This window comes from Micromonospora haikouensis (genome assembly GCF_900091595.1).
In the GTDB taxonomy this organism is placed as follows: domain Bacteria; phylum Actinomycetota; class Actinomycetes; order Mycobacteriales; family Micromonosporaceae; genus Micromonospora; species Micromonospora haikouensis.
This window is the reverse complement of the sequence record NZ_FMCW01000006.1, coordinates 238,077-261,105: the sequence shown is the minus strand read 5'-3', so window position 1 is coordinate 261,105 and position 23,029 is coordinate 238,077. Positions and strand designations below refer to the sequence as shown.

Genomic DNA, 23,029 nt, shown 5'->3' with positions numbered 1-23,029 from the left:
CGAAGCCGGCGGCGAGGCGGGTGTAGGTGTCGCCGTTGCGCAGATGGGCCAGGGCGAGTAAGGCCTGCCGGCCTGGGTTCAGTCGCCGCCAGCGGGATCGGCGCTGCTTTCGGTGGGAGCGGATGCGTTCGGCGAGGTGGTTCAGGGTCCGGTTGGACAACGGGATCGTGGCGGGGTAGGACAGCATGGCGAGGCTCCCGGTCGGGGCATCGGGTTTTGGTCGATTTGCTGTCCTACCTGGAGCCTCGCGCCCATCGATCACCGGGCCCGCCACACCCGCCGAGCTGCAAGATCAGCTTGGAAAAGGCTCATCGAAGGAGAGCCTGTGCCTCCTCGGCGGAGAGAACGAAGCCGTCGCCGACAGGGGTCATGCCCTGGAAACAACGCCCACTGTTGGCTGGGAGACTGGGAGCTTTGCCGGTTGACCGCTCCGGGACCTTCAACTCCGAGGTGATGCCGGTGACCGGTTCGTTGTCCAGGACGAACTGGGTGGGTGGCTCGACGGGGGACTTCACCCAGTTGACCAGGCTGACGTGCACCTTGGCGTCACCCGGCCAGACCTGGCTGGAGACCGCCTCGGTGATCACCCCGCCTCGGTCGACCACGTAGTCCAGGCTGGCCGAGCGGGCGCGGTTCTGCGAGATCGAGTTCGTGCCGACCAGGCCAGCGCGCTGCCCCGGCTTCAGGTGGTCCTGTGCCCGGCGGAACCAGTAGACGCAGAAGTCCTTGATGCCGACGCCGAAGGTCTTGCCCAGCCATCTCAGGTAGTCGTCGCCGTGCGCCTCGCGCAGGAACTGGGAGCCGAGGAAGGGCGGGTTGCCAACGATGCAGTCCGTCTCCGGCCACGGCACGCGCAGGGCGTCGGCCGTGCTGATCGAGCGGAGGCTGACCAGTGGCAGCGGCGGCTCCGCCGGGCCGTACCTCACGATCATCTGTCGGTGGCCCATCCACAGCGTGACCCGGGCGACGGCCGTGGCCATCGGGACCACGTCGATCCCCTGCATGTTGACCAGCGGGAAGTAGGGCAGCCCGGTCGGCACGGGCAGGCCGGACGACCTCGCCAGGTCAGTGATCCGCTCCTTGAGCGTGTGCTCCAGGTGGCGTAGCTCCCGGTAGGCCACGTAGAGGAAGTTGCCGCAGCCGCAGGCCGGGTCGAGCACCCGGAACCGGCACAGCTCCTCCAGCAGCGCCACGCCCTCGTCCGGGCTCGTCACCGCGTCGATCCTGGCCCGCCACGGTTTGACGATCGTCGGCCGGACGATCTTCATGATGTCGACTTCGTGGGTGTAGTGCGCGCCGAGGGCGCTCCGGTCGGTGCTGAGAAAGCCCTCGATCAGCGAGCCGAAGATGGTGGGGTCGACCTGCCGCCAGTTGTACTCGGCGATCTCCAGCAGCTTGGTGGCCTCGTCCTTGGTCAGATGCACCAGGGCGGGCTTGGCGAAGAGGTCGCCGTTGACGTACTGCGTGCCCTTGAGCACGCCGTGCCGCCCGAAATCGTCCGGGTCGTTCAGCGAGGTGAAGAGGCCCCCGAGCATCAGGTACGACGACCAGACGTCGCCGTGCTGGGCGAGGAACCCCAGGGTTTGCTCGGTAGGCCGGCCCTCGACCATGTCGAAGTCCTCGGCGAAGAACAGCCAGACCATCTGCATGATGAAGCGCTGGATCGCCTCCGGCGGCGCGGCCTGCCGTTCGAGCAGGTCGAGGTAGACCTTGGCCACCGCCGTCGCCGCCGTGCGGGTGAGTTCCTTGTTGCTGCCGGGATGGAACAGGGGCTCTTCGCCGGCGAGGACCATCAGCGACTCGTACCGGTCCGGAAGCTCTTCGAGGCCGAAGGTCAGCAGTGGAGCGTTCGGGTACTTGCCCGGCTCCCAGATCTCGAAGCGGTGGAAGGAACTGAGCACCACGAACTGGGGTGCGGGGCGGCTTGTGGTGACGTCTGCCGAGTTGTGCCAGTAGTCGAGCGCCTGCTTGCGGTGCTGGTCGAGGCGGGTGCTCTCCTTGGGGGCCTTCATCTCCACGATGAGCTGGCCGGGCAGGTGCAGGTCCATGATGCCGGTGGAGGAGTGGGCGTCCTCGAAGACCGCGCCGGCATCCTTGCGGTTGCGTCCGTAGCACTCGAACAGCTCGTTGAGGAACGTCTGTGCCTCGGATCGCTCCGTGCCGGCATAGGTCTGCCACCGGGCGACGAACTTGGTCAGGGCTGCCCGGATCTGCTCACCATTGCGCATGGTCAGAAGAGCTTAGGTGAATCCCCCGAGAAGTATGCGCCCTGAAACAGGTCCTTGCGGGCAATCTCAAGATTGCGGGCGGCGGTGTCGAGCATCCGGGCCAGGTCGTCACAGCCGACCGTCATCGAAACGGCACGCTTCGCCCGTTCCGTCCGTTTGATGGCTTGTTCGATGTTGAGTAGCGCTTCGGAAACCTCCCGGAGGCCGGCTTCCCGGGCGGCTTGTTCAGGACTGTGGTCAAGGTCAGACATGTGCGGTCCTTTCAGGGCCGAGCGGACCCAGCCTACGGCCTGCCGGGGCAGGAGGACGAGGGGTGTGTAGCTGCGGCGGAACTGCTCGATGCCCCAGGCGGGCAGCGTCGCACACCCGGGGCGATGGGGTGGCGGCCACCGGGCCGATCCTGTGTCCGTGTGTCTCGCTATCTGTAGCCGGCTCGCGTCTCATGGGTAGTTCGTGGGAGCCGCTGTGGCTGAATGACGAGCCGTGGACCGCCCACCGCGCGCTCGACCTGCTGCCGGAGAACAACGGCCCCCGGGTCGAGGCGTTCCGGGGCAGCGTGGTCGTGACCCCGAGTGGCGGCATCGACCGCCGGTCGGCGCAGCGGGAACTCGCCTACCTGCTTAAGCAGGCGGCCCGGCGGGCGGGGCTCTGGCTCTACCACGAGGTCAACATCGTCGCGGGCGACGACCTGTTCATCCCCGACATCGCCGTGCTGCGTGCCTCGGGCGGCGGCCGGACGACGATGAAGATCAGCGACGCCGTGCTGCTCGGGGAGATCGTCTCGCCGGGCAACCGGCGCAAGGACGTGATCGACCGGCCCCGGGAGTACGCCGCCGCCGGCGTGCCCTTCTTCCTCCGCGTCGACCTGCGCAACCGGGTGCCGACCCTGGCGCTTTACGAGCTGGTCGACGGCGAATACCGCCCGCTGGCCGTCGCCGCGGCCGGCAGCACGTTCACGATGATCCGCCCGTTCGGGTTCACGGTCGACCCGGCCGACCTGCTGGACGACGAGGCGCACTGACGGCGGCGAGGCTCCCAGCGGGCGCATAGCCCGGCTGGGGAAGAATGGGCGGGTGACAACTCCCCGCGATCTTGTGCTGCTCGGCTCGACCGGTTCGGTCGGCACCCAGGCCGTCGACATCGTCCGGCGCAACCCCGACCGGTTCCGGGTGGTGGCGCTCGGCGCCGGGGGCGGCAACGTCGAGCTGCTCGCCGCGCAGGCCCTCGAACTGCGCGTCGAGGCGGTCGGGGTGGCGAAGGCGTCTGCCGCGCAGGACCTCCAGCTCGCCTTCTACGCCGAGGCGAGCCGGCGCGGCTGGTCCAGCGGCGAGTTCAAGCTGCCCAAGATCGTGGCGGGGCCGGACGCGATGACCGAGCTGGCGCAGTGGCCCTGCGACGTCGTGCTCAACGGGGTGGTCGGCTCGCTGGGGCTCGCGCCGACCCTGGCCGCGCTGCGCGCCGGGCGTACCCTCGCCCTGGCCAACAAGGAGTCGCTCGTGGCCGGCGGCCCGCTCGTGAAGGCCGCGGTGACGCGGCCGGGGCAGATCGTGCCCGTCGACTCCGAGCACTCGGCGCTGGCCCAGTGCCTGCGCGGCGGCACCAGGGGCGAGGTGCGCCGGCTGGTGGTCACCGCCAGCGGCGGGCCGTTCCGGGGGCGGCGGCGCGACGAGTTGACGCAGGTCACGCCCGAGCAGGCCCTCGCGCACCCGACCTGGAACATGGGGCCCGTCGTCACGATCAACTCCGCGACGATGGTCAACAAGGCGCTGGAGGTGATCGAGGCGCACGAGCTGTTCGACGTGCCCTACGCCGACATCACCGTCATGGTGCACCCGCAGTCGGTGATCCACTCGATGGTCGAGTTCGCCGACGGGTCGACGCTGGCCCAGGCCAGCCCGCCCGACATGCGGCTGCCCATCGCGCTGGGCATCGGCTGGCCCGACCGGGTGCCGGACGCCGCCGCCGCCGTCGACTGGACCACCGCGCACACCTGGGAGTTCGCCCCGCTCGACGACGAGGCGTTCCCGGCGGTGGCGCTGGCCAAGGCGGCCGGCGAGGCGGGACGCTGCCGCCCGGCGATCTACAACGCGGCCAACGAGGAGTGCGTCGCGGCGTTCGTCGCCGGCCGGCTGCCGTTCCTCGGCATCGTCGACACCCTCCGGCGGGTGCTGGACGACGCTCCCGATTTCGCCGAACCAGGTACCGTCGAGGACGTGCTCGCCGCCGAGTCGTGGGCGCGCGCGCACGCGCAGGAGATCATCGTGGCGTCACCATCGGCGGCGTCGTCGGTCTCGGCGGCGTCGTCGGCATCGGCATCGGTGGAAGGAGCTTGATGGCGTACCTGCTCGGGGTGGTCCTGTTCGCCCTGGCCATCCTCGTCTCGGTCAGCCTGCACGAGGCGGGGCACATGCTCACCGCCAAGGCGTTCGGGATGAAGGTCACCCGCTACTTCGTCGGCTTCGGCCCCACCATCTGGAGCTTCAAGCGGGGCGAGACCGAGTACGGCCTCAAGGGCATCCCCCTCGGCGGCTTCTGCAAGATCGTCGGCATGACGCCGCAGGACGACGACGTCGAGCCGGGCGACGAGCACCGCGCGATGTGGCGCTACCCGGTCTGGAAGCGGACGATCGTGATGTCCGCCGGGTCGGTCACCCACTTCGCGCTGGCCCTCGTCGCGACCTGGATCATCGCCGTCTCCGCCGGCCTGCCCAACCCCGACTTCCCGACCACCGACGCCGAGGCCCGCCAGGAGCCGGCGGTGATCGGGCTTGCCAAGTGCGTGGTGCCGGAGAACGCCGTGCGCGAGTGCGCGGCGAGCGACCCGGCCAGCCCGGCCGCGACGGCCAACCTGCGCGACGGCGACCGGATCACCTCGCTCAACGGCACCCCGGTCAACAACTACGGCGAGCTGCTGACCGCGCTGCGGGCCACCAAGCCGGGCGACACCGCCCAGATCGGGTACGTCCGCGACGGCCAGCCCGGCACCACGAGCACCGTGCTCGCGCAGACCCAGCGCCCGCCCCTGGACGACCCGAAGGGCACGGTCGGCCCGGTCGCCGCGCTCGGCATCGGCCTCCAGTTCAGCACCCCCACCCGGGTCCAGTACGGCCCGGTCGCCGCCCTCGGCGGGACCGCCCGGTTCACCGGCGACATGGCCGTCGGCACGTACGAGGCGATGAAGCGCATCCCGCAGAAGGTGCCCGCCCTCTGGACGGCGATCACCGGCGGCGAGCGGGACGTGGACACCCCGATCAGCGTGGTCGGCGCGAGCCGGCTCGGCGGCGAGGCCGTGGAGAACAACGCCTGGCTGGTGTTCTTCATGCTGTTCGTGTCGCTGAACTTCTTCATCGGCGTGTTCAACCTGCTGCCGCTGCTGCCGCTCGACGGCGGCCACATCGCCATCGCCTGGTTCGAGCGGGTCCGGTCCTGGGTCTTCGCCCGGTTCGGCCGCCCGGACCCGGGCCGCGTCGACTATCTCAAGCTCATGCCCATCACGTACGTGGTGATCCTGATCGGCGGCGTGTTCACACTGCTGACCGTCACCGCGGACGTCGTCAACCCGATCACGCTCTTCTCAAGGTGAGTGCCTGAAGTGACCGCAGTCAGTCTCGGTATGCCCGTCGCGCCGCCCCCCGCGCTCGCCCCGCGCCGGGCCAGCCGCCAGATCATGGTCGGCTCGGTGCCGGTCGGTGGGGGCGCGCCGGTGTCGGTGCAGTCGATGACCACCACCCTCACCTCCGACGTCAACGCCACCCTCCAGCAGATCGCCGAGCTGACCGCGTCCGGCTGCCAGATCGTCCGGGTCGCCGTGCCCTCGCAGGACGACGTGGAGGCGCTGCCGGCGATCGCCCGCAAGTCGCAGATCCCGGTGATCGCCGACATCCACTTCCAGCCCAAGTACGTCTTCGCCGCGATCGACGCCGGCTGCGCCGCCGTGCGGGTGAACCCGGGCAACATCCGGCAGTTCGACGACAAGGTCAAGGAGATCGCGAAGGCGGCCGGCGACGCCGGGGTGCCGATCCGCATCGGCGTCAACGCCGGCTCGCTGGACAAGCGGCTGCTCGCCAAGTACGGCAAGGCCACCGCCGAGGCGCTGGTCGAGTCGGCGCTGTGGGAGTGCTCGCTGTTCGAGGAGCACGGCTTCCGCGACATCAAGATCTCGGTGAAGCACAACGACCCGGTGGTCATGATCCGGGCGTACCGGCAGCTCGCCGAGCGCTGCGACTACCCGCTGCACCTCGGCGTCACCGAGGCCGGGCCGGCGTTCCAGGGCACCATCAAGTCGGCGGTCGCCTTCGGCGCGCTGCTGGCCGAGGGGATCGGCGACACGATCCGGGTGTCGCTGTCCGCCCCGCCGGTGGAGGAGATCAAGGTCGGCAACCAGATCCTGGAGTCGCTGGGGCTGCGCGAGCGGGGCCTGGAGATCGTCTCCTGCCCGTCGTGCGGGCGGGCCCAGGTCGACGTCTACAAGCTGGCCGAGGAGGTCACCGCCGGCCTGGAGGGGCTGCCGGTGCCGCTGCGGGTGGCCGTCATGGGCTGCGTCGTCAACGGTCCGGGGGAGGCCCGTGAGGCCGACCTCGGCGTCGCCTCGGGCAACGGCAAGGGGCAGATCTTCGTCAAGGGCAAGGTCGTCAAGACCGTCCCCGAAGGGCAGATCGTGGAGACGCTGATCGAAGAGGCGCTGCGGATCGCCGACGAGATGGGCGCGGAGCTGCCCGAGGAGCTGCGGGACCTGCTCCCGGGGGCCACCGTCACGGTGCACTGACCCGCCGCACCACGCCGCACCACGCGCCGACAGGGGCCGTTCCGCCGGGAACGGCCCCCTGGTCGTGTGCCCTCCCTCACCCCTCGGCGAGGATGGCGTAGAGCTTGCGCCGGGTCTCGGCGAGCACCTGCGCGGCCCGCTCCCGCTGGTCGTCGGTGCCGGTCATCATCACCTGCCGCAGCGCGTGCATCGCCTGCGTGCCGGCGTCGCGGATGTCGTGCCAGCTCGCGACGGTGTCCTCGGCGAACTCGCCCCACGGCGGGGCCTGCGCCGCCTCGTCGGCCTCGGCCCGGCCCGCCTCGGTGACGGTGAACCGCTTGCGCCCGCCGCCGGCCTCCTCGGTCGCGGCGACGACGACGCCCTCGTCCTCCAGGAGCTGGAGGGTCGGGTAGATCGACCCTGGGCTGGGCCGCCAGGCCCCGCCGGTGCGGGAGTCGATTTCCTGGATCATCTCGTAGCCGTGCATCGGCCGCTCGGTGAGCAGGGCCAGCACGGCGGCGCGGACGTTGGGCCGCCGCCCCCGGCCGCGCCCCCGGTGGCCACCCCGCCCGCCGCCGTGCGGGCCCCCGTGGCCGGGCGGGACCGGCGGGAAGGGCGGGCCGGGGGGACCGGGTGGGAACGGCGGGAAGCCGAAGCCCCGCATCCGCGCCTCGTGCATGTGCGTCCGTCGGTGGAACCCCATGGTTCTCTCCCCTCGAAGTTCTGTCGCTGATGCATCAACGATATATCGCCAACCGGTCGGCAACAACTCGTTTCTGCGCCGCCGGCCGCCGGGCCGCCGGGGACCCCGGCCCGGCCCACGGCGGACTCCGTACTCGGCCGGCGGGGCGGGCGGCCGATCTGGCAGGCTGGAGGCGTGCTGACGGCGCCGGTGCGGCAACTCGGGGAGTCGGAGCGGCGTGCGGTCGAGCGGCTGCTCGACCTCGACCCGTTCGCGGGGGCGCAGGTCGCCGAGCGGGTCACCGCGCGCGGGCTGGCCTGGTGGCGGGCCGAGGCGCGCATCCTGGGCTACGGCGCGCGCCGCCACCTCGAGTCGATCTGCTGGCTCGGCGGCAACCTCACCCCCGTGCTCGCCTCGGAGTCGGCCGTCGCCGCCTACGCCGAGCTGCTCGCCGCCGAGGAACGGCTCTGCTCGTCGATCGTCGGCCAGGCCGACGCGGTGCTCGGCCTCTGGGACCGGCTCTGCGGGCACTGGGGGCCGGCCCGGGACGTCCGGCCCAACCAGCCGCTGCTGGCCACCGACGCGCTCCCGTCGGTCGTCGTCGACCCCGACGTGCGGCTGGTACGCGGCAACGAGGTGGACCGCCTCTTCCCCGCCGCCGTCGCCATGTACACCGAGGAGGTCGGCGTCTCGCCGCTGGTCGAGGACGGCGGGCGCGGCTACCGGCGACGGGTCGCCGACCTGGTCCGCACCGGGCGGGCGTACGCGCGGTTCGTCGACGGCCAGGTCGTCTTCAAGGCCGAGCTGGCGGTGGTGACCCGGCACACCGCGCAGGTCCAGGGGGTCTGGGTCGCCCCGGAGTGGCGCGGCCGGGGGATCGCCGCGGCGGCGATGGCGGCGGTCACCCGGGACGCGCTGCTGCGGGTCGCCCCGACCGTCAGCCTGTACGTCAACGACTTCAACCTGCCGGCCCGCCGCGTCTACGAACGCTGCGGGTTCCGCCCGGTCGGCACCCTCGCCACCGTCCTCTTCTGAGGTGCAAGGAAGGGCCCCCTCTTAACGCCTGCGGTAGAGAAGGGTTCCCCTCTCACCCCCAGGCGCGGGGAGCGCGGGGGTGCGGGGAGCGCGGGGGCGCGGTGGAGTGGGGAGGGCACCCGGGCGGGTGGCGCGGGCGGTAAATGCGTTGAAGGCGTCGGCCGGATCACGGAGGGTGGAAACACCGCCACCCGAGTGTCCGGAGGGACCGACATGCGCCTTTTCCGTGACCTGTGGGCCACCTCGGCACGCCGGATGACGCTGGTGGCGACGCTGATCGTGCTCGGCGCCGCCGGCCAGGCCGCCGCCGCGGCGCTCGCCGGCCCGGTGCTGGTGCACCGCTCGGGCCTCCTGTTCGCGGTCCTGGCCGTGGCGCTGTGCGCGGCCGTCGTCACCGACCTCACCATCGGGCTCGTGATGGCCGGCGTCACCGCCGACTGGTCGGCCGACGTGCGGCGGCGGCTGTGCCGGGTGGCGCTCGGGCAGGACCTGCCCACCCTGGAGGGCACCCCGGTCGGTGAGCTGCTGGACCGCATCGACGGCGACGTCTACCAGGTGGCCTCCGAGGTGCGCGGGCACGGCGTACGCATCGCCCAGATGAGCGCCACCGGCCTGCTCTCCACGGTCGTGGCCATGTTCGTCTGGTGGCCGGCCGGGGTGAGCATGCTCGCGTTGACCGCGCTGCTCGCCCTCGTCCTGCGCCGCCCGACGCGGCGGATCGCGCCGGCCCGGATGGCCGAGGAGGAGGCGTGGACCGACCTCGCCGCCGTGATGGAGGAGGCCGCCCACGGCCAAGACGACGTGCGCACCAGCCTCGCCCGGCCGTACGTGCTGCGGCTCTTCGCCCGACGCGCGGCGACGGTGCTGGCCCGGGGCAACCTGGTGTGGCGGATGTCCGCGTGGGTGACCGCGACCGGTGCCGGCGTCATCCGGATCGGCATCGTCGGGGTGGTCCTCGGCGGCGCGTGGGCGCTGGCCGCCGGCCGGATCGACGCGGCCCGGCTGACCGCCGTGTGGCTGCTCGTGCTCGCGTTCGGCGCGACCGTCGAGCACGTCAGCCGGATGGTGCCCGAGCTGCAGTACGCGCTCGGCGCCTGGGGGCGGGTGCAGCTGCTCCAGGACGCCCCGCAGGAGCCGGCCGGCGGCCGGGAGCCCGCCGACGGTGACCTGGCCGTGCGCCACCTCACCTACCGCTACCCGGCCGGCGGCTCCGACGGCGACCGCGCGCCGGCGCTGCGCGACGTGTCGCTGACGTTCGCCCGGGGCCGGTCGTACGCCCTCGTCGGCCGCACCGGCTCCGGCAAGTCGACCCTGGCCAAGGTGCTCACCCGGGCCGTGGACCTGCCGCGCGGCACCGTCCTGCTCGGCGACACCGACCTGCTCGACCTCGACGTCGAGCTGCTGCGCCGGTGGATCGCCGTGGTGCCGCAGCGCACCGAAATCCTGGCCGGCACCCTCGCCGAGAACGTCGCGCTGTTCGACCCGGACCTGCTCGCCGACGCCGCCCGCGCGCTGGACGAGCTGGGGCTGACCGCCTGGATCGCCGGGCTGCCCGACGGCCTGGACACCCGGCTCGGCGAGGGCGGGCACGTGCTGTCCGCCGGGCAGGAGCAGCTCGTCGCGTTCGCCCGGATCCTGGTCCGCGACCCGCACGTGGTGATCCTCGACGAGGCCACCGCGCGGCTGGACCCGGTCACGGAGACGCTGGTGCAGCGGGCCACCGACCGGCTGCTCGCCGACCGGATCGGCATCGTCATCGCCCACCGGCTCTCCTCGGTGCGCCGCTGCGACGAGGTGGTGGTGCTGGCCGACGGCGCGGTCGTCGAGGCGGGGCCGCTGCACGCCTCGGAGCGGTTCGCCGAGCTGCTGGCCGTCAGCCACGCCTCCGCGTACGCCGGGGCGGGTGTCGGGGCCGGCGCGGGCGTCGGCGGGCGGGCCGGCGGCGCCGCCGTGCTGACCGACCCGCCGCCGTCGGACGCGCCCGGCGGCCCCGGGGAAGCCGGCGCGCCCGGCGGGTCCGCCGCGCCCGTCGGGACCGCGCGGGTGAAGGTCGAGCCGCCCGAGCTGCCGCCGGCCCCGCGCACCCGCACGATGCGGGAGATCCTCCGCCTCACCACCAACAACCCGCGGTACGGCCTCGCGGCGATCACGCTGTTCGGCTTCGGGGGTCTGCTCGGCCTCGACGGCTCGGTCCTGCCCTGGCTCTGGGCCGACCTGGTCGACGGGGTGGGCGGCCCGTGGTGGCCGGCGGTCGGCATCGTCGCCGCGCTGCTGGTGACGACCCCGGTGCCCTACCTCACCAGCACCATGTTCCCCAACTGGTGGGTGCGGCAGATGCTGCGGATCAGCCTGCGGCTGGTGCACGGGCAGACCGGCCCGCGCCGGATCAGCGGGCACACCCCGGCGGAGGTGGTCGCCCAGGGCGGCGACACCGAGCGGGTGGTGATCCTCGCCGACAACATGCTCGACCAGGCCATCTCCGTGCTCATCGTGGTGACCATGACGCTGGTCTCCGGCAGCTGGGTCCCGGCCCTGTTCTTCGCCGGGACCATGGTCGTCTCCGGGCTGGCCGCGACGCTGTTCGGGCCGCGCCTGGAACGGTCGGCGCGGGCCACCGTGGCGGCGCGGGCGGCGTTCGCCACCGCGCTGGTGTCGTCGCTGTCGGCGGCCCGCACGGTGAAGCTGGCCGGCGCGACCCGGCCGGTGCTGGGCCACCTCGCCGACCTCGACACCGCCCGCAGCGAGCGGCAGCGGCGGGAGATCTCCGTGCAGGTCTGGGCCCGGTCGACGCCCGCCCTGGCCAGCGGCCTGCTGCCGATCGGCGCCTGGGCGCTCTACCTCGGCGGTGGGCTGTCCGCCGGGGCGACCCTGGTCGCGGTCTCCACGCTCGGCGCGGCCCGCTGGTTCGCGTGGACGACGGCGTCGCTGGTGTCCCAGCTGCCGTCCGCCCGGGTGTGGACGCACCGGACGGTCGCGATGGCCGGGGTCGGGGCCTACTCGGCGTCGGTGCCCGGGGTCGACCTGACCGCCGGCACCGCGCCCGCGCCGGAGCCCCCGCCCCGGCGTCCGCTGCGCCTGCTGGAGCTGGCCGGCTTCGGCGCGCTGCACACCGACGGTACGCTCGCTGCCCACGACGTCGACCTGACCGTCGAACGCGGGCAGCTCGTGCTCGTCGTCGGGCCGGTCGGGTCGGGCAAGTCGTCGCTGCTGCGTGCCCTCGCCGGGATCGTGCACCACACCGGCACCCTGCGCTGGAACGGCGAGCCGGTCACCGAGCCGGAGGTGTTCCTGCGTCCCCAGCAGGTCGGCTACGTCGGCCAGCTGCCCCGGGTGCTCTCCGGCACCGTCGCCGACAACGTGGCGCTCGGGCACGACGTGGACGCCGCCGCGGCGGTGTCGACGGCCCAGCTCGAACACGACCTGGCGGCGGCCGGTGGCATCGGTGAGGGCGGGTTGGGCCTGCTCATCGGGCACAAGGGCACCCGGCTGTCCGGCGGGCAGCTCCAGCGGCTGGCGCTGGCCCGGGCGCTGGCCCCGCGTACGGAACTGCTGGTCGCCGACGACGTGTCCTCGGCGCTGGACGTCACCACGGAGCTGGAGCTGTGGGCGGCGCTGCGCGAAAACGGGGTGACGGTGGTGGGCTCGACGTCGAAGCGGGCGGCGCTGGTCCGCGCCGACCAGGTGGTGGTGCTCGTCGACGGCACCGTCGCGGCCCACGGCCCCTGGCGGGACCTGGAACGGGACTGGGGCCACCTGGCCGGCTGACCCGCCCCGCGCCGCCGCTGACCCGCGCCCGCGGCGGCGGGCGGGTGAGGTCAGAAGGCGCGCTCGTACTGGGCGGGCCAGTCGGGCGTCGCGCCGAGCTTCGCCGCCGCCCGGCGGGGCCAGTACGGGTCGCGCAGCAGCTCCCGACCCAGCAGGACCAGGTCCGCCTCGCCGCCGGCCACGATCTGCTCGGCCTGCTCCGGCTCGACGATCAGGCCGACCGCGCCGGTCGCCACGCCCGCCTCCCGGCGGATCCGGGCCGCGAGCGGCACCTGGTAGCCGGGGCCGACCGGGATGGTGGCCCGGGGAGCCGCGCCCCCCGACGAGGCGTCCACCAGGTCGACGCCGGCCGCCGCCAGCTCCCCGGCGAGCACCACGCTGTCCTCGACCGTCCAGCCGCCCTCGGTCCAGTCGGTGGCGGAGATCCGGGTGAGCACGGGCACGCTCTCGCCGACCGTCGCGCGCACCGCGCGGGCCACCTCCAGGGCCAGCCGCATCCGGCCCGCCCGGTCCCCGCCCCAGCCGTCGGCGCGGTGGTTGGTCAGCGGCGAGAGGAACTCGTGCAGCAGGTACCCGTGCGCGGCGTGGATCTCCACGGCGGCGAAACCGGCGTCCACCGCGCGGCCGGCGGCGGTGGCGAACGCCTCCACCACCCCCGCGATCCCCGCCTCGTCGAGCGCGGTCGGCACCCGGTAGTCCGGCACGAACGGCTCCGCGCCGGGGCCGACCGGCGCCCAGCCGCCCTCGGCGTCGGGCACCCCGCCGCGCCGGGGCGCCCACGGCCGGTACGTCGACGCCTTGAACCCGGCGTGCGCGAGCTGCACCGCCGGCACCGCGCCCTGCGCCGCGACGAACGCGGTGACCGGCCGCCACGCGTCGACGTGCGCGTCGGACCAGAGCCCGACGTCCTGCGGGCTGATCCGGCCCTCCGGCACCACGGCGGTCGCCTCGGTGAGCACCAGGCCCGCACCACCCACCGCGCGGGAACCCAGGTGTACGCGGTGCCAGTCGGTCGGCAGGCCGTCGGGACCCGCGCTGTACTGGCACATCGGGGCCAGGGCGACCCGGTTGGGCAGGGTGACGGCGCGCAGCGCCAGGGGCGTGAACAGGCTGCTCATGTCGTGATCCTCTCCGGAACTGTCAGGCGGGGACGGGAGCCGGCTCACCGGCGCGGGAGGGCCGCCCGGCGTCACCCGGCTCGGGGTCGGTGAGGTCGCGGCGACCGGCCGAGTCGTACGCGGCCCGGTCGAGGGTGCCCTCGCGGGCGGCCACGATGGTCGGCACCACGGCCTGGCCGGCCACGTTGGTGGCGGTGCGGATCATGTCCAGGATCGGGTCGATGGCCAGCAGCAGGCCGGCGCCGGCCAGCGGCAGGCCCAGCGTGCTCAGGGTCAGGGTGAGCATCACGATAGCGCCGGTCAGGCCGGCGGTGGCCGCCGATCCGACCACCGACACGAACGCGATGAGCAGGTAGTCGCCGACGCCCAGGTTCACCCCGAAGACCTGCGCGACGAAGATCGCCGCGAGGGCCGGGTAGATCGCGGCGCAGCCGTCCATCTTCGTGGTCGCCCCGAACGGCACCGCGAACGAGGCGTACTCGCGGGGGACGCCGAGGCGCTCGACGGAACGCTGGGTCACCGGCATGGTGCCGACCGAGGAGCGGGAGACGAACGCCAGCTCGATGGCCGGCCACGCCCCGGCGAAGAAGCGCAGCGGGTTGAGGCGGCCGGCGGCGAGCAGCAGCAGCGGGTAGACCACGAACAGCACGATCGCGCAGCCGACGTACACGGCGGTGGTGAACTTCGCGAGCGGGGCCAGCAGGTCCCAGCCGTACGACGCGACGGCGTTGCCGATGAGGCCGAGGGTGCCGATCGGGGCGAGCCGGATCACCCACCACAGCGCCTTCTGCACGATGCTCAGCAGCGACCGGTTGAGCGCCACGAACGGCTCGGCGGCGTCGCCGACCAGCAGTGCCGCCGCGCCGACCACGAGGGCGAGGAAGACGATCTGGAGCACGTTGCCCTCGACGAACGCGCCGACCGGGTTGGTCGGGACGATGCCGGTGAGGAAGTCGGTCCAGGAGCCGGTGGTCTTCGGCGGGGCGGCGGCGCCCACGTCGAGGGTGACGCCCCGGCCGGGGTCGGTGAGCAGGCCGAGGCCGATGCCGATGCTCACCGCGATCAGCGCGGTCGCGCCGAACCAGAGCAGCGTCTTGAGCGCCAGCCGGGCGGCGTTGGCGACGCCGCGCAGGCTGACGACGCTGACCACGATGGCGGTGAAGACCAGGGGCGGCACGGCCAGCTTCAGCAGCTGGACGAAGAGGTCGCCGACGGTGTCGAGGGTGCTGGCCAGCCAGCTCAGGTCGTTGGCGCGGGCGACGAAGCCCAGCGCCACGCCGAGCACGAGGCCGAGCAGGATCTGGAGGGAGAAGGGAAACTTGCGCAGGGCGGAAGTCATGGGAACGTCCAAGTGGGGTCAACGGCGGTCGGGCGGGCGTCAGGAGGAGACGGGCCGCGCCGGACAGACGCCGCTGGCCTGCCGTCGGAGGTCGACGTACAGGCGGACGGTGAGGTCCCAGACGTTGGTCATCGCCCGCCGACGATACGCCCACCCGCTCGCCGGGTGGAAGGACCGCCCGGCGTGAGGCTCCTTACACAGCCAGCCGTCGATGCGCCGGCCTGCGCTGTGGGAGCAGCGTTAGGAAGGGCCCCTTGTACAACAGAATGCGTTAACAGGGGGCCCTTCCCTGCACCCCGGCGGCGGGCGGGGCGGCGGGGTAGGGTCGCGGCTTGGATATCCTGGGGCCGCCTCGCCGCGACCCGGCGGGCCCGTTGAGTGTCGGCCTTCCCACCCCGAAGGACTACGTCGATGACCGTGGCATATCTCGTGGCCGGTGTCCGCACCCCCATCGGCCGGTACGCCGGCGCGCTCGCCGGGGTGCGCCCCGACGACCTCGCCGCGCACGTGATCCGGGAGCTGGTGGCCCGCCACCCGTCGGTGGACTGGGCCCGCGTCGACGACGTGGTCCTCGGCTGCGCCAACCAGGCCGGCGAGGACAACCGCAACGTCGCCCGGATGGCGGCACTGCTGGCCGGCCTGCCCGGCGAGGTGCCCGGCAGCACCGTCAACCGGCTCTGCGGCTCCGGCCTGGACGCCCTGGCCACCGCTGCCCGGCAGGTCGTGGCCGGCGAGGCGGAACTGGTCGTGGCCGGCGGCGTGGAGAGCATGAGCCGCGCGCCGTTCGTCATGCCGAAGGCCACCGCCGCGTTCTCCCGGGCCGCTGAGGTGTACGACACCACGATCGGCTGGCGGCTGGTCAACCCGCTGATGGAGCGGGGCTGGGGCATCGACTCGATGCCGGAGACGGCGGAGAACGTGGCCGCCGAGTACGGCGTGGACCGCGCCGCCCAGGACGCGTTCGCGTACCGGTCGCAGCAGCGGGCCGCGAAGGCGCAGGCCGACGGCCGGTTCGCCGAGGAGATCGTGCCGGTGACCGTGCCGGCGGGCCGGCGCGAGACGAAGCTGGTCGACGTCGACGAGCACCCCCGGGAGACGACGCTTCCGAAGCTCGCCGCGCTGCCCACCCCGTTCCGTGCGGGCGGCACGGTGACCGCCGGCAACTCCTCCGGGGTCAACGACGGAGCGGTGGCGTTGCTGGTGGCCGGCGAGGCGGCGGTGGCCCGCTACGGTCTCACCCCGCTGGCCCGCGTCACGGGGGCCGCCGCGGCCGGCGTGCCGCCAAGGATCATGGGGATCGGGCCGGTGCCGGCGACCCGTAGGCTGCTCGACCGGCTCGGCGTCGGCCTCGACGCCGTCGACGTGATCGAGCTGAACGAGGCGTTCGCCGCGCAGTCGGTGGCGGTGCTGCGCGAGTGGGGCCTGCCCGAGGACGCCGAGCACGTCAACCCCAACGGTGGGGCGATCGCCCTGGGTCACCCGCTGGGGGCCAGCGGGGCCCGGCTGGCCCTGACCGCCGCTCTGGAGCTGCGCCGCCGCGACGCCCGCCGGGCGCTGGCGACGATGTGCGTCGGGGTGGGGCAGGGCATCGCGCTGATGCTGGAGTCAGTCGGCTGACCGGCCGCCCGGCAGCGGCCCGGTCGGGAAACAGACCTCGCGAATGGTGGAACCTGCGGCTTAGAGTGTGGAACACCACAGACCTGCGGGTCTGCCGGTCGGCGTGCCCGGCGTTCCCGTGCCGTGTCCGCCGACCGGCACGGCCCGTGGCGCGGCGACCACTGGCGGGAGCGACACAGGATGGCGGACGGACTTCCCACCGAGATCGACCTGAGTCGACCGAGCGCGGCCCGGGTCTACGACTACTTCCTCGGCGGCGCGCACAACTTCGAGATCGACCGGCAGTTGGCCGAGCAGATCGCCAGCATGACGCCGAACCTGGCCGCGACCATGCGGGCGGGCCGGGAGTTCCTGCGCCGGGCGGTCCGGGCGCTGCTGGACGCCGGCATCGACCAGTTCCTCGACATCGGCTCGGGGATTCCCACCGTCGGCAACGTCCACGAGGTGGCGCAGGCGGCGAACCCGAAGGCCCGGGTGGTCTACGTCGACATCGACCCGGTGGCGGTGGCGCACAGCCGGGAGCTGCTGGCCGGCAACGACCTGACCGGGGTGATCCACGCCGACCTGCGGCAGCCCGAGGCGATCCTCGCCGCGAGCCGGTCCATGGGCCTGCTCGACCTCGACCGCCCGGTCGGCATCCTGCTCGCCGGGGTGGTCCACTTCGTTCCGGACGCCGACCGTCCCGCCGACCTCCTCGCCACCCTGCGGGCGGCAGCCGCCCCGGGCAGCTTCCTGGTCGTCTCGCACTCCACGTTCGAGGACCAGCCGCAGGAGATGCTGGACGCCCAGCGGCTCTCGGCGCGCACCGCCACCGAGATCACGCTGCGCTCCCGCGCCGAGATCACCGGCTTCTTCGGCGACTGGACGATCCTGGAGCCGGGCGTGGTGCACATGCCGCTCTGGCGTCCCGATTCGCCGTCCGACGTGGACGCACACCCCGAGCGGTTCGGCGCGTTCGGCGGCGTCGCCCGGTACGACCAGCCCGCCGGCTAGGCCGTCGTGACAGCCGTGCCGGAACCCGGCGGTGACGCCACAGCCCTGCCGGAGCCCGGAGGCGACGCGACCGCCCTGCCGGCGACCGGCGGTGACGCCACCGCAGTGCCGGCAACCGGCGGTGACGCCACCGCCGTGCCGGCGACCGGCGGCAAGGGCTTCAGCCGGGCCGGCGCCCAGTCGTACGCCGCCGCGTGGGCCCGCGCGGCCCGCCGGCTCGGCTTCGTGCCGCTCAGCGCGGCCGAGGCCGAGCGGCTGCTCCTCGCTCATACGGAGCAACTGGCCGGGGCGCTGCTGGCCGAGGCGTTCACCGCCCGGCCGGCCGAGAGCGCCGGCCGGGCGCTGGTCGAGGCGCACCTGGCCGAGCCGGGCCTGCTCGACTGGTCGGTCGCGGCGCTCGGGGACCGGTTCGTCGCCCAGGTGCTGCCCGACCGGGCGGGCCGCCCCGGCACGGCCCAGCGGGTCGCCGCCCTCCAGGGTGGGCTCGCCGCCGGATTCGCCCGGGCGCTGCGCGACCGCACCTTCACCCAGCAGGAACGCATCGCCCGCAGCGCCTGGCAGGCGCGGGACCTCGTCGAGCAGGCGCTGCGCGACAGCGAGGCGCGGTTCCGGGCCGTCTTCGTCGGGGCGGCCATCGGCATCGGCATCGCCGGCGTCGACGGGCAGATCATCGAGGTGAACCAGGCGTTCGCCGACATGCTGGGCTACAGCGTCGACGAGCTGCGCCGCACGAACGTGGCGTCGTTGTTCCACCCCGACGACGCCGCCGGCATGTGGGAGCTCTACCAGGCGCTCATCGAGGGAAAACACGACGCGGCCCGGGTGGAGAAGCGCTACTACCGCAAGGACGGCAGCATCGTCTGGACGGACCTGGCCGTCTCGCTGATCCGGCACGACGACGGCCGGCCACGCTTCACCGTGGCGATGATCGAGGACATCACCGAGCGGTACGAGCTGCAACAACGACTGCGCTTCCAGGCGCTGCACGACCCGCTGACCGGCCTGCCCAACCGTACGCTGTTCTTCGAGACCCTCGGCCAGGTCCTCGCCGACGCGGGCCCGGACCACCGGATCGGGGTCTGCTTCCTCGACCTCGACGGCTTCAAGGCGGTCAACGACAGCCTCGGGCACGACCTCGGCGACCGGCTGCTGGTGGTGATCGCCCGGCGGCTGGCCGAGTGCGTCTCCGGGCACGGGCACCTCGTCGCCCGGATGGGCGGCGACGAGTTCGTCATCCTCGTCGACGGCGGCGAGGACATCGACGACGCGGTGGGCGTCGCCGAGATGGCCCTCGCCGCGGTCTCCGCCCCCGTGCACGTCGGCGACCAGCAGCTGGCCGTCTCCGCCAGCATCGGCATCGTCGAGTGCCCGGCCGGGGAGACCAGCGCCTCGGAGCTGATGAAGGCCGCCGACACCACCCTCTACTGGGCGAAGGCCGAGGGCCGGGGCCGGTGGGCCGTATACGACCCCGAGCGCAGCGCCCGCGACATCGCCCGCTCCGCGCTGGTCGCCGGCCTGCCCGCCGCGCTGGACCGGGGCGAGTTCGTGGTCCACTACCAGCCGATCGTGTCGCTGCTCGACTCGTCGATGGTGGCCGTGGAGGCGCTGGTCCGCTGGCAACACCCGGAGCTGGGCCTGGTCGGGCCGGACCAGTTCATCGGGCTGGCCGAGGAGACCGGGCTGATCGTCCGCCTCGGCGAATGGGTGCTCGGGCAGGCGTGCCGCGACGCCGAGGCGTGGCGTCGCGCGTACCCCGAGGCGAAGCTGGTGGTCAGCGTCAACCTGGCCGCCCGGCAGGCCAACGACCCCGCCATCGTCGAGACGGTGGCGGGCGCGCTGGGCCGCACGGGCCTCCCGGCCGCGCTGCTCCAGCTCGAACTGACCGAGAGCGCCGTGATGGGCACCGCCGGTGAGCCGCTGCGCGCGCTGCACCAGCTCGCCGACCTGGGCGTACGGCTGGCGATCGACGACTTCGGCACCGGATACTCGAACCTGGCGTACCTGCGGCGGATGCCCATCCACTGCCTCAAGCTCGCCGGGCCGTTCGTGGAGGGCATCCGGCCCGGCGACGCCTCCGCCGCCGCCTCCTCATCCGCCTCCTCTGACGACCACCGCGACGAGCGGATCGTGGACGCGCTGGTGCGGCTGGCACACGCGCTGGAACTATGGGTGACCGCCGAGGCGGTGGAGACGGAGGCGCAGGCGGAGCGGCTGCGGTCGCTGCGCTGCGACACCGGGCAGGGGCGCTGGTTCGGCCCGCCCGTGCCGGCGGCCGAGATCACCGCCCGGCTGCGCGACGATGCCGAGGGGGCACCATGAGTCTCACCGATTCGCAGGCGGTGGTGTCGATCGTGGCCGCGCTGGCCATCCTGGCCGGGCTCGCCGGGGTGATCGTGCCGGGCCTGCCCGCGCTGCCACTGTGCTGGGGCGGGGTGCTGGTCTGGGCGATCTTCGGCACCGCCGGGGCGGGCCGCTGGCTGGTGCTGGCCGCCGCCACGGTCGTCGCCGTCGGCGGCGCCGTCGTCAAGTACCTGTGGCCGGGCCGCAACCTGAAGAATGCTGGCGTGCCGACGTCGTCGCTGCTGGCCGGCGGGGTGCTGGGGCTGGTGGGCTTCTTCGTGATCCCGGTCGTCGGCCTGGTCGTCGGCTTCGTCGGCGGGATCTGGGGAGCCGAGCGGCTGCGGCTGGGCAGCAACCAGCTCGCCTGGCCGTCGACGGTGCACGCGCTCAAGGCCGCCGGGCTGTCGATGCTGGTGGAGTTCCTCGCCGGGCTGGTGATCGCCGTGCTCTGGGTGGGCGGGCTGATCTTCGCCTGAGCGTCCGGTGTGGCCGGTGTGGCGGCGCGGGGCGGTGCGCCGCGTGTGAGAGAGAGGTGAACGCCCCGCGCCGCCGCAGGCCGGGCGTTGCCGAGCGCCCGGCGGGGCCCGTCCGGATCGGGCCTGGTCACAGGCTCAAGGATGCGCGTCGCGGGCCGGTTGCGGCAAGGCGATTACTTGGGTCGGGGTGGGCCACGTTCGTTGCGGTGCGTCGGGGTGGGGGTTCGCCGGGGCCCGCCCGCTCCGGGCGGTCAGGCTTGATCCCTCCGCGGGCGGGCCCCGGCGAACCCCTGACGTGCTTGCGGTCCGTACGAGAACGCGCGGTCCCGTTCGACGGGGTGCTTGGCTGCTGGGGAGCACAAGATCGTGCTCGATCAGGGAAAGAGTCCCCTCGCTGCCGGGCGGGTAGCCACTCTTTCGTGGATCGAGCACGATCTTGCGCGCTTGCGCCGCTCAACGGCGGCTCCGGGAATCCGCCCGACGCCGGAACTGCGAGATCTTGGAAGAAAATGGCCCCTCTGAGGGCCCGAATCTTCCAAGATCTATGCGGTCCTCGCCTGTCGGCAGCGACGCGATCCGTTTCTGGTGGCGGCGATCATGCTGCCGGCTGTCTGGAGGGTGGGTGCCGTGCTTCTCCGGACATCGACATGGCCATTTGGCTGTCTGCCTTGTCGCATTCGCTGCCGTGGCTCGGCAGGTGCACGACGACGTCGCAGCGCATCCGCTTCCGGGCTGTAGGTCCAGCTGCGATTCTGGGTATCCGCCGAGGCGGCCCGCGGCGAGTTGCGTTCTCGCTGCCATTGCCGCAGTGACACGGGGAGCGCAATGTGAACGAGACCGGATGGGAAGCCGGATCGGTTCCCGCAGGCGGCAGAACAGGGCCGAGAAGAGGGCTCGTGTTCGCTGTGCCCGCCGTGATACTGGTGCTGGCTGCGCTCGTGGCCGTCGTGATGTTGCGCCATCAGGACGCGGGCCCGCAACGTCCTCCTGCGCCGCAAGGTGCTCGCGGTGAGCCGGGGGAGGAGCAACTCGCCTCCCCCGCCGCCACCCCCTCCGGCCCGGCGCCGGCCCTGGCCGGCGCGACGCCGAGCCAGGTGACGGACGCCTGGGCCGAGCGGTGGCCCGGCCCGGTGACCGTCAAGGGCTCGCTGCACACCATCCAGGTGACCCTGCCCGGCACGCAGGACCAGCTTTCGGCCGCGGTCGGTCAGCCGTCCAAGGACCGCCGGGACGAGGTGGGGCAGGTCCTGTGCATGGTCAAGCTGCACGGTGCCGTGCAGTGGCCCTTGCTGCAGACCCTGGTGGACGGCTGCCTCGGTCCCGTCCTGCGCCCCGAGGAGCGCAAGACGGTGCTGGGCTGGCTGGTGGACACGGACTTCTCCGTGCCTCGTGCGGAGACCCGGGAGTCCGACCGGTTCGAGCTGATCGCGAACCACAACTCCGACCAGAACTTCGCGCTCACCCTGTACGCGCGCTGACCTGCTGGGGTGCCTCCCGGGGCCCGCCTGGCGAGTCACGTTGTTGGTGCTGCGACTGTAGGCGGCGCACGCGAGGCCGAGCTGTCACCGGACGGCCCTGCGTGCGAGCCGGAGCGAGGTCAGAAGTGCTTGGTGTGTTCGACGAACGCGCGCCAGGTCTGCGGGGTGAACGCGAGCACCGGACCGGAGGGGTCCTTGCTGTCGCGGACGGCGACCACCTCGGTCAGGTTGTCGGCCACCTCTACGCAGTCGCCGCCGCTCGTGCCGCTTCGGGTGGACTTCTTCCATCGCGCGCTACTGAGGTCCATGTTGGCTCTCCACTTCCTTCATCAGAGCGAGGGACAGGTCGCGCGGCAGGGCGAGTCCTCTCACACCCTCCCATCGTCCCAGAAGCGTAGCCATCTCATCCTCGCTGTCGGTGACCAAGCCGGAGAGTTGGTTCTCCAGGTGTCCCACCCAGCCCCCATCGGCGGACCTGGCCAGAGCGAGTGGGCCGGACAGGCCGACGTGCAGGCCGGTGTAGCACGGGATGACGTGGATGTGGACGTGGGGGAGGTCGGCCGTTCGCAGCAGGTGGGCGAGTTGTTCGGCCATGATGGCGTCGGTGCGGCGTAGGGCTGCCTCGTCGATCACGGCGACGACCTGGGGTGGGTGTTCGCGTACCAGGATCTCCTGTCGCTCCAGGCGGGCCGCGACCTGCCGCTCGACCTCCGCCTCGGGCTTGGTGTCGTCGAAGCGCAGCACGGCGCGGGCGTAGTTCTCGGTCTGGAGCAGGCCGGGAACGAGCGTGGGGTTGAAGTATCGGAGTTGCGTGGCGTTGCGTTCGGCCTCCAGCCAGGGGCGGAACCACGAGGGCTGGCCGTCCCGTTCGGCCATCCGCAGCAGGGACTCGAATAGGCCGCCCGTGTCGAGCACCTCGTCCATGCGCTTGACGTACGGCTTGTCGAGCGGCCGGGTGCCGGTTTCCACCGCCGAGATCGTCGAGGCCGAGTAGTTCGCGCGTCGGCCGAGTTCCTCCTGGTTGAGGCCGGCGGCTGTCCGGATGCGACGGAGCTGCGTGCGTATCAGATCGGCGGTCTGCTCGCTTTCCATGCCTTCTCCAGATTCTCGTCGTGATCGCCAGGCGTCGCCCGGTCCTGCCGGGCGTCGTCGAGGGCTGCCGAGCGCGGCGCGGTGACTCCAGAGGTGCTCCGGGACCAGTCGCGACGGCTTCT

18 protein-coding genes and 1 pseudogene are annotated in these 23,029 nt (G+C 72.9%); 11 read left to right on the top strand and 8 right to left on the bottom strand.

Features of this window, described 5'->3' with window-relative positions:
* From GA0070558_RS08700 to GA0070558_RS08690, 3 genes and pseudogenes are all read right to left on the bottom strand, one after another.
* Positions 1 to 187 (bottom strand): annotated as a pseudogene (locus GA0070558_RS08700) (transposase family protein); the annotation flags it as partial.
* Positions 188 to 308: 121 nt separating this feature from the next.
* Complete coding sequence (locus tag GA0070558_RS08695; protein WP_091277498.1) at positions 309 to 2,228, bottom strand: DNA methyltransferase; 1,920 nt, start codon at positions 2,226 to 2,228, stop codon at positions 309 to 311.
* Between the two features lie 2 nt (positions 2,229 to 2,230).
* On the bottom strand, positions 2,231 to 2,479 hold the full coding sequence (locus GA0070558_RS08690; protein ID WP_091277496.1) for a hypothetical protein: 249 nt from the start codon (positions 2,477 to 2,479) through the stop codon (positions 2,231 to 2,233).
* A gap of 191 nt (positions 2,480 to 2,670) precedes the next feature.
* On the opposite strand from GA0070558_RS08690, the gene GA0070558_RS08685 reads away from it, so the two are divergent.
* Genes GA0070558_RS08685 through ispG form a run of 4 tightly spaced genes read left to right on the top strand, consistent with a single transcriptional unit; the run spans position 2,671 to position 6,993 of the window.
* Positions 2,671 to 3,249 (top strand): Uma2 family endonuclease, encoded by a 579-nt coding sequence (locus tag GA0070558_RS08685; protein WP_091277494.1) that lies wholly within the window; start codon positions 2,671 to 2,673, stop codon positions 3,247 to 3,249.
* Between the two features lie 52 nt (positions 3,250 to 3,301).
* The gene (gene dxr / locus GA0070558_RS08680) at positions 3,302 to 4,561 is read left to right on the top strand and encodes a 1-deoxy-D-xylulose-5-phosphate reductoisomerase (protein WP_091277492.1); all 1,260 of its coding nucleotides are present in this window, start codon (positions 3,302 to 3,304) and stop codon (positions 4,559 to 4,561) included.
* Positions 4,561 to 5,811, top strand: a complete 1,251-nt coding sequence (locus GA0070558_RS08675; RefSeq protein WP_091277490.1) for a M50 family metallopeptidase — start codon at positions 4,561 to 4,563, stop codon at positions 5,809 to 5,811. Before dxr ends, GA0070558_RS08675 begins: the two co-directional genes overlap by 1 nt.
* A gap of 9 nt (positions 5,812 to 5,820) precedes the next feature.
* Complete coding sequence (ispG, locus tag GA0070558_RS08670; RefSeq protein WP_077936673.1) at positions 5,821 to 6,993, top strand: flavodoxin-dependent (E)-4-hydroxy-3-methylbut-2-enyl-diphosphate synthase; 1,173 nt, start codon at positions 5,821 to 5,823, stop codon at positions 6,991 to 6,993.
* 76 nt (positions 6,994 to 7,069) lie between these two features.
* On the opposite strand, the gene GA0070558_RS08665 is transcribed toward ispG, so the two are convergent.
* Positions 7,070 to 7,675, bottom strand: coding sequence for a PadR family transcriptional regulator (locus GA0070558_RS08665; protein ID WP_091277487.1), 606 nt, complete (start codon positions 7,673 to 7,675; stop codon positions 7,070 to 7,072).
* A 174-nt stretch (positions 7,676 to 7,849) separates the two neighbouring features.
* Between GA0070558_RS08665 and GA0070558_RS08660 the strand changes: the two genes are divergently transcribed.
* Together GA0070558_RS08660 and GA0070558_RS08655 are read left to right on the top strand one after the other, a co-directional pair.
* Positions 7,850 to 8,689 carry a GNAT family N-acetyltransferase gene (locus GA0070558_RS08660; protein WP_091277485.1) on the top strand — a complete coding sequence of 280 codons (840 nt, stop codon included), beginning with the start codon at positions 7,850 to 7,852 and terminating at the stop codon, positions 8,687 to 8,689.
* Positions 8,690 to 8,902: 213 nt separating this feature from the next.
* A complete protein-coding gene (locus GA0070558_RS08655) occupies positions 8,903 to 12,454 on the top strand; it encodes an ATP-binding cassette domain-containing protein (RefSeq protein ID WP_091277483.1) in 3,552 nt (1,183 codons plus the stop codon).
* Between the two features lie 50 nt (positions 12,455 to 12,504).
* Here GA0070558_RS08655 and GA0070558_RS08650 read toward each other — a convergent pair whose 3' ends face one another.
* Together GA0070558_RS08650 and GA0070558_RS08645 are read right to left on the bottom strand one after the other, a co-directional pair.
* Positions 12,505 to 13,572 carry an NADH:flavin oxidoreductase/NADH oxidase gene (locus GA0070558_RS08650; RefSeq protein WP_091277481.1) on the bottom strand — a complete coding sequence of 356 codons (1,068 nt, stop codon included), beginning with the start codon at positions 13,570 to 13,572 and terminating at the stop codon, positions 12,505 to 12,507.
* Positions 13,573 to 13,594: 22 nt separating this feature from the next.
* A complete protein-coding gene (locus GA0070558_RS08645; RefSeq protein ID WP_176734148.1) occupies positions 13,595 to 14,899 on the bottom strand; it encodes a dicarboxylate/amino acid:cation symporter in 1,305 nt (434 codons plus the stop codon).
* 423 nt (positions 14,900 to 15,322) lie between these two features.
* Here GA0070558_RS08645 and pcaF point away from each other — a divergent pair, with 423 nt between their 5' ends.
* The 5 genes from pcaF (at position 15,323) to GA0070558_RS08620 (ending at position 21,815) form a co-directional block, all read left to right on the top strand.
* The gene (pcaF, locus tag GA0070558_RS08640) at positions 15,323 to 16,528 is read left to right on the top strand and encodes a 3-oxoadipyl-CoA thiolase (RefSeq protein WP_091277477.1); all 1,206 of its coding nucleotides are present in this window, start codon (positions 15,323 to 15,325) and stop codon (positions 16,526 to 16,528) included.
* Between the two features lie 180 nt (positions 16,529 to 16,708).
* Positions 16,709 to 17,521, top strand: a complete 813-nt coding sequence (locus GA0070558_RS08635) for an SAM-dependent methyltransferase (protein WP_091277475.1) — start codon at positions 16,709 to 16,711, stop codon at positions 17,519 to 17,521.
* Positions 17,522 to 17,656: 135 nt separating this feature from the next.
* A complete protein-coding gene (locus GA0070558_RS08630) occupies positions 17,657 to 19,840 on the top strand; it encodes a putative bifunctional diguanylate cyclase/phosphodiesterase (protein ID WP_091277545.1) in 2,184 nt (727 codons plus the stop codon).
* Positions 19,837 to 20,337 (top strand): DUF456 domain-containing protein, encoded by a 501-nt coding sequence (locus tag GA0070558_RS08625; RefSeq protein WP_091277472.1) that lies wholly within the window; start codon positions 19,837 to 19,839, stop codon positions 20,335 to 20,337. The genes GA0070558_RS08630 and GA0070558_RS08625 overlap by 4 nt, the downstream gene beginning before the upstream one ends.
* An 896-nt stretch (positions 20,338 to 21,233) precedes the next feature.
* The gene (locus tag GA0070558_RS08620) at positions 21,234 to 21,815 is read left to right on the top strand and encodes a hypothetical protein (RefSeq protein ID WP_141722177.1); all 582 of its coding nucleotides are present in this window, start codon (positions 21,234 to 21,236) and stop codon (positions 21,813 to 21,815) included.
* Positions 21,816 to 21,934: 119 nt separating this feature from the next.
* On the opposite strand, the gene GA0070558_RS08615 is transcribed toward GA0070558_RS08620, so the two are convergent.
* A complete protein-coding gene (locus GA0070558_RS08615; RefSeq protein ID WP_091277468.1) occupies positions 21,935 to 22,123 on the bottom strand; it encodes a DUF397 domain-containing protein in 189 nt (62 codons plus the stop codon).
* Positions 22,110 to 22,907, bottom strand: coding sequence for a helix-turn-helix domain-containing protein (locus GA0070558_RS08610; protein WP_091277466.1), 798 nt, complete (start codon positions 22,905 to 22,907; stop codon positions 22,110 to 22,112). Before GA0070558_RS08610 ends, GA0070558_RS08615 begins: the two co-directional genes overlap by 14 nt.
* Positions 22,908 to 23,029 lie beyond the last annotated feature (122 nt).